Source organism: Streptomyces aureus, assembly GCF_001418135.1.
GTDB lineage: Bacteria > Actinomycetota > Actinomycetes > Streptomycetales > Streptomycetaceae > Streptomyces > Streptomyces aureus_A.
The window spans coordinates 1-5,874 of the sequence record NZ_LIPQ01000400.1 but is presented as its reverse complement, the minus strand read 5'-3'; the positions used below and the strand labels follow the sequence as shown (position 1 = coordinate 5,874).

The 5,874-nt window shown below is 71.7% G+C and carries 6 protein-coding genes and 2 pseudogenes; 1 reads left to right on the top strand and 7 read right to left on the bottom strand.

Annotated elements, in window-relative coordinates:
• From AOK00_RS28800 to AOK00_RS28780, 7 genes and pseudogenes are all read right to left on the bottom strand, one after another.
• Positions 1-249 (bottom strand): annotated as a pseudogene (locus AOK00_RS28800) (hypothetical protein); the annotation flags it as partial.
• Positions 249-1,523, bottom strand: coding sequence for a VWA domain-containing protein (locus AOK00_RS28795; protein WP_055603170.1), 1,275 nt, complete (start codon positions 1,521-1,523; stop codon positions 249-251). The gene AOK00_RS28795 and the pseudogene AOK00_RS28800, both read right to left, overlap by 1 nt.
• 149 nt (positions 1,524-1,672) lie before the next feature.
• A pseudogene (locus AOK00_RS40755) lies at positions 1,673-1,804 on the bottom strand (flavodoxin family protein); the annotation flags it as partial.
• A 106-nt stretch (positions 1,805-1,910) separates the two neighbouring features.
• A complete protein-coding gene (locus AOK00_RS28790) occupies positions 1,911-2,777 on the bottom strand; it encodes a GNAT family N-acetyltransferase (RefSeq protein ID WP_055603171.1) in 867 nt (288 codons plus the stop codon).
• Positions 2,778-2,873: 96 nt separating this feature from the next.
• Positions 2,874-2,996 (bottom strand): glycoside hydrolase family 6 protein, encoded by a 123-nt coding sequence (locus AOK00_RS40750; protein WP_254047540.1) that lies wholly within the window; start codon positions 2,994-2,996, stop codon positions 2,874-2,876.
• The gene (locus AOK00_RS28785; RefSeq protein WP_055603169.1) at positions 2,993-3,310 is read right to left on the bottom strand and encodes a hypothetical protein; all 318 of its coding nucleotides are present in this window, start codon (positions 3,308-3,310) and stop codon (positions 2,993-2,995) included. Before AOK00_RS28785 ends, AOK00_RS40750 begins: the two co-directional genes overlap by 4 nt.
• A gap of 70 nt (positions 3,311-3,380) precedes the next feature.
• Positions 3,381-4,346 carry a glycoside hydrolase family 6 protein gene (locus tag AOK00_RS28780; RefSeq protein WP_055603168.1) on the bottom strand — a complete coding sequence of 322 codons (966 nt, stop codon included), beginning with the start codon at positions 4,344-4,346 and terminating at the stop codon, positions 3,381-3,383.
• A 349-nt stretch (positions 4,347-4,695) separates the two neighbouring features.
• Between AOK00_RS28780 and AOK00_RS28775 the strand changes: the two genes are divergently transcribed.
• Positions 4,696-5,709, top strand: coding sequence for a LacI family DNA-binding transcriptional regulator (locus AOK00_RS28775; protein WP_055603167.1), 1,014 nt, complete (start codon positions 4,696-4,698; stop codon positions 5,707-5,709).
• Positions 5,710-5,874 lie beyond the last annotated feature (165 nt).

Genomic DNA, 5,874 nt, shown 5'->3' with positions numbered 1-5,874 from the left:
CCCGGCGTCCGCCGGGAACACCCAGTACAGGTAGTCACCCGTGGCGGCCTGCGCGGTGGCCTCCTGCCCGGGAAGGAACCTGGCGGCCGTACGGAACGTGGTGCCGGCTTCCGTCGGCCCCGCGGTGGAACCGTCCTTGCCCGAGTCCGTCGAGGGCGAGGGGGAGTCGGCCAGGGCGGCCGGGGCCGCGAGTCCGAGGAGAGCGGCGCCCGCGAGGGCGGCCGTGGCGAGCGTGCGTACGGTACGCATCAGTGGGTCCTCCAGACAGCGACGCGCCAGCGGGACAACCAGCCCCAGAGCAGACCGGCCACGAACCCGACGAGCACGAGCGTGCCGAGCAGCCACCAGCCGCGGCCGAGACCGAACGAGGCCACGTCCGAGGCGGTCGACGGGCCGTCGACGACGTCCACCGTCAGCTCGATGGGCATGCCCGGCGTCGTCTTGACCGACGGGGGAGCGGAGAACGAGTTGCTGATCTGGAGACAGACCGTCTCCGCGGCCGGCTTGCCGTCCTCGGGCTCGTCGTCGAGCTCCGGCTTCGGGTAGCGCAGGCCCGTCGAGATGACGTCGGTGCGTCCGTCGCCGGCCTCGGAGCCGCGGACGATCTCCCGGCCGTGGCGGGTGACGGCGCGCAGCAGCACGCCGTAGTCGTTGTTGACGGCGCGGTCGGCCGACACGCTGACGGAGGCGCGGAGTTCCTGACCGGGCAGTAGGTCCACCCGGTACCAGCGGTGCTGGCCGAAGGCCTCGCGGTCGGTGTACAGGCCGGGCTTGAGCTGAGGCGCGTCGGCGCAGCGCTGCGTGCCGACGGTGGCCACGGGCGTGACGACCGGGTCGGCGGCACGGTCGACCAGCTGCCGGACCCGGCGGGAGAGGTCCTCGGTGCGGTGGACGGAGGTGTACGTGCCTCCGGTGGCCTCCGCGATGCAGGTGAGCTGCTGCCGGGTCTTGGCGTCCGGCACCAGGCCCAGGGTGTCGATGACGAGATGGATGCCCTTGGCCGCGATCTCGCGCGCCACCTGGCACGGGTCGAGCGGGGCGCAGGTGTCCTCGCCGTCCGTGATGAGCACGATCCGCCGGGTGGCCTCACCGCCCTCCAGGTCCTCGGCCGCTCCGAGCAGCGCCGGACCGATCGGGGTCCAGCCGGTCGGGGCCAGGGTGGCCACGGCGGTCTTGGCCTCGGTCCGGTCGAGCGGGCCCACCGGGTAGAGCTGCCGGGTGTCCTTGCAGCCCCGCTTGCGGTCCGGCCCGGGGTAGTCGGCGCCCAGGGTGCGGATGCCGAGCCGGACCTCCGAGGGCACCGCGTCGAGGACCTCGTTGAAGGCCTGCTTGGCCGCGGCCATGCGGGACTTGCCGTCGATGTCCTTGGCCCGCATGGAGCCGCTCACGTCGAGGACCAGCTCGACCTTGGGGGATTCCTTCGCCACCGGCGCGTCAGCGGTCGCGCCCGTGGGCAGGAGCGCGACGCTCAGGGCGGCGAGCAGCGCGCAGGCCCCGGTCGCCAGCCGTTTTCTCGTGATCATCGCCGGATCGTATTGATGATCCTCCGACAATCCAAAACGGGGGTGGGTGCCGGGGCCTGCGATGCGGTCAGAACGGGGGACTGCGAGACTCGCCGCGACGCTCCCCGGGCGTCAGCGGTGCTCGGGGTTCGGGAAGTCCGGCGTGCAGCGCCGGTGATCGGACGGCCGCCGGCCCGGCCGTAGTACGCGTACCGCCCGGCGCTGGCGATGCGGCTCGAACAGGCGTAGAGCCGCTCGATCACCCGCTTCATCGCGGAGCCGTTGCCGCCGAGCCAGATCGGCGGAACACTCTGGCACCCTGACTGACCAGCAGTTCCGGGAGGCAGTTCACCCCATGGGAGCCAGGGTCAGCGACGCGGCCTGTCCGATACCGCCGTCTGATCATTTTCAGGCGGCTCGGCTGACGTCCAGCCGTTCGGACGACGGCTCGTAGCCGGCTGCCCTGTAGGCGGCGACGGCGGCAGCGTTCGAGGTCGGGGTGCTGACGAGTGCGCTTGATGCGCCCAGTTCACGCAGCGCCGCCGCAGCGGCGACGCTGATCGCCGTCCCGTAGCCGCGACCGCGATGGTCGGCGTGCACGCCCAACGGCTCCAGCAGGCCGGGCTTGCCGGGCCCGGCCGACCAGACCGTCGCCGCGGCCACCGCGTTGTCCTGGTCGTCGTAGCCGATCAGGCAGCGGGCGTCGGCGTAGACCGGTCCGGCCGCGAGGACGTGCCAGATCTCCTCGGTGAACGCCGTGCTGCCGAACGCCGAGCGATGCACTGCGGTCCGCACCCCCGCGGTCTCCGGACCGGCTACCTCGATCCGCAGGCCGGAGTCCCGCACCGGCTGGGCGAGGTCATGGCGCAGCGGGGTCCACGGCTCGTCCGGACTCCAGCCCGCCTCCAGGAGGACCTCGCGGAGCAGGGCGCCGTCGGGGATTTCGAGGCAGACCTTCCCGGGCGGCAGGACCCCGCGCTCCGGATCATCGAGGTCGGCCAGCAGCTGGCGCGCCAGATCACCGTCCTGTCGCAGATCCGGCGCGGTCGTCAGGCGCAGCACATCAGGTTCGTCCAGGTATCCGACGGCAATGATCCGTCCGTCCACGCTCCAGGTGCGGACGGCCGCGGCCAGCCGCTCCGCGCCCAACGCCCAGGCCCAGCCGAGGTCTCCCGGATGGAGTTGCAGCGGCGTGCGGTCGTCCTGCCATACGCGGAGGGCATCCACGACCCCGGTCAGCCCATCGACGCCAGGCTCGTTCAGAACGATCGTCATGTCCCGCATCCCACACCATCGCGGCGACCGGCCGCACCTGGTTTTGCTCAGCGGTCAGATCGACAAGAAGCGCCCTGGCCAACCGGTGCATCCTCGTCAGCCTGAGATCGGGCCCGTTCCACTCCGGTAGGCGGCGGAGGACGCGGCGCCGCCGCTGGAGTACTGGGTGCAGTCCCGGCCCGGGTCGTTGTAGGCGACCAGGACGGGGGTCCGGTTCACCGCCCGGGCCTTGCGGACCAGGGTTCTGACCTGGCCCGGACCTCGTCGGGTGTGCCCTCGGTGAACCATTCGGCCTGCGGCCGGCTCGTGAGCCTGGCCATGTTCACGGCGCTCGTGAGGTCGCCGGTGCCGAGGTCGGCGAGCGCCTGCTTGGCGGCCTTGCTCTGCGGGTCCACATAGAACCTCGTGGCCGGGGTCAGCGCGTCCGCGGCGGGTGCGGCCTGTGCCTGCCCCTGCGTCGCGGTCAGGGCGGCGCAGGCCGCGAGTGCCGCGAGGGCGGCGGTCGCACGGCGCCGTAGGGTGCGTGGCTTCATGGGGGCTCCTGGCCGTGGTACCTGTGGCCCGGCCGCGGGGCGGCGGACACCGGGCCACAGGAGCGGGATGTCAGTAGCCGTGGATCATCTTGTAGGCGACCTCCGGGAGGAACTGGCCGGCCGTGGAACCGATCCCGACGCCGCAGTTGCCGTCGGACTCGCCCGGGGCCTTGATCCACAGCAGCATCTCGGCGCCGCCGCCCAGTCGCGTGGGCGTGCCGATGCGGCGGCCGGCCGCGTTGCACCACTCGCCGTTGGAGCCGTTGCCGTTGCGGCTGGTGTCGACGACGAACCGCTTGGTGTAGCCGTAGCGGGCGGCCAGTTCGCTGTTGACGGCGTTGCCGTAGGCGGTGTTCTGGGCGGTGGTGTAGTAGTTCGAGATGTTGAGGGAGAAGCCGTGCGCCTGTCGGAGTCCGGCCTCGTGGAGGCGCTGGGCCATCGTCGCCGCGCTCACCCAGCCGGGGTTGCCGGCGTCGAGGTAGACCCAGGTGTTGGGGGCCTGGCGGTTGAACTCGGCGAGGGCACCGCTGATCATGCCCTGGCGTTCGTGGATCTGGCTCTGGTTCAGGCAGCCGTAGTCCGCGAGGGAGTCGGGTTCGAGGACGACGACGGCCGGGCGGTCGGCGATCCCGCCGGCGAACTGCGCGATCCAGGTCGCGTAGGCGGAGGCCGACGAGGCTCCGCCTCCGGAGTGCCCGCCGCACGAGTCGCGGAGGTAGATGTTGTACGCGACCAGGATGGGCAGCTTGTCGTGGTGGTCGGCCGCGCCGACGTACGCGCCCGCCGCGGTGCCGATCGTGCCGCTCCAGGAGCCGAACCAGCGGGCCATGGGCGTGTTGGCGAGGGAGGCGTTGATCGCGGGGGCTCGGCCGTCGCCGGGGTTGGCGGTGACCCACTTCTTCGCGCTGGAGTCCGGGTCCACGTAGAACCCGCTGGTCAGGGTGGTGGGGTCCGCCGCGTGGGCGGACGGGGCGACGGCGAGCACCAACGGCAGCGCGGAGAGGGCTGCGACGAGAGCGCGGATTCTGCGGCGCATGGCTGTACCTCGGTTTCCTGACGGCGGACGCGTCGCGCGCTCTCGTCCCGAGCGGTGCGACGCACTGACGAAGTGCGGCGGTACGAGGCCCCCGTGCGGCGGCACATCGGAGGGGACACCAGCACCTGTCGGACACGCGGGAACCCGTGGAAGCGCTCCCATTGGAAGCGATCCCAGTCGACGCTCTGCGAGGCCGAGGTGTGGCCGTATCGTGTGGCGCTCTGATGGACACTGTCAAGTACCGACATTCAAACAGCACTTCACAGGGCGAGGGCCAGGGTTTACAGTCCTGAATCTGGAAGCGCTTCCAGTCTTCCAGGCGTTCAGGCAGGGATCAGGAAGGCAGGACATGGCCCAAGGTGTTCCACACCGGCCGTCGACGCTCGACGAGGTGGCCGAGCTGGCCGGGGTCTCCAGGTCGGTGGCCTCGCGTGTGCTCAACAACGCCCCGCACGTCAGCCCTGCCAAACGTGAAGCCGTCGAACGGGCCGTCCATCGACTCGGATACGTACCGAACCCGACCGCCCGGGCGCTGGCGACCCGTCAGGTCGGTGCGGCCGCTCTGGTCGTCTCGGGAGAGGATCCATCGATCTTCGCGGACCCGTTCTTCGCTCAGGTGATCGTGGGCGCCTCGGCCGCGCTGGAGGAGGCCGAACTGCACCTGATGCTGTGTCTGGCGGCCTCCGACCGGGGGCGCCGGCGCGTGGGGCGGCTTCTCCGTTCCAAGGGGGCCGACGGGGTGATGCTGATGGCGCTGCGCGAGGACGATCCGTTGGCCCGCATGGCGGAAGAGGCGGAGATTCCCGTGGTGTTCGGCGGGCGCCCGGTCGGTTTCGACCCGCGGTGGTATGTGGACGTGGACAACCTCGGAGGAGCGCGCGCGGCGACCGAGTACCTGATCTCACTCGGCCGGACCAGGATCGCGACGATCTGCGGGCGGCTGGACACCGAGGTGGGGCGCGCCCGTCACCGCGGCTACCGGGACGCCATGCTGGCGGCCGGCCTCGAACCGCTTCCGCCGGAAGTCGGTGACTTCACCGAGTCGAGCGGCGCGGCCGCCATGGCGGCGCTGTCGGCGCGGTACCCGGAGCTGGACGGAGTGTTCGCCGCCGGCGACAACATGGGGGCGGGGGCGTTGCGCACGCTGCGTGATGCCGGCCGCCGCGTCCCCGCCGACGTCGCCGTGATCGGCTTCGACGACCTTGCCGTGGCCAGGATCGCCGACCCGCCGCTGACTACGGTGCACCAGCCCATAGAGGGTCTCGGTCGCGAGATGGCGCGCATGCTCGTCGCGCTCATCAGCGGACAGGCCCCCACCCCGCTGATCCTCCCCACGCGTCTGGTCATCCGCGCCAGCGCCTGACGGGCCGCCTCACGCCCGGCCTGCCGGCCGACTCCGAGCTCCGGCCCGCTACGTCGCCGCGCGCCCACCTCCAGGGCACCCATCAGGTGGGAGCGCTTGCAATGTGGGGAGAAGCCCCGAGCGTATGGCTACACCCCGGCCTTCGAAGGCCGGGGTGTAGCCATA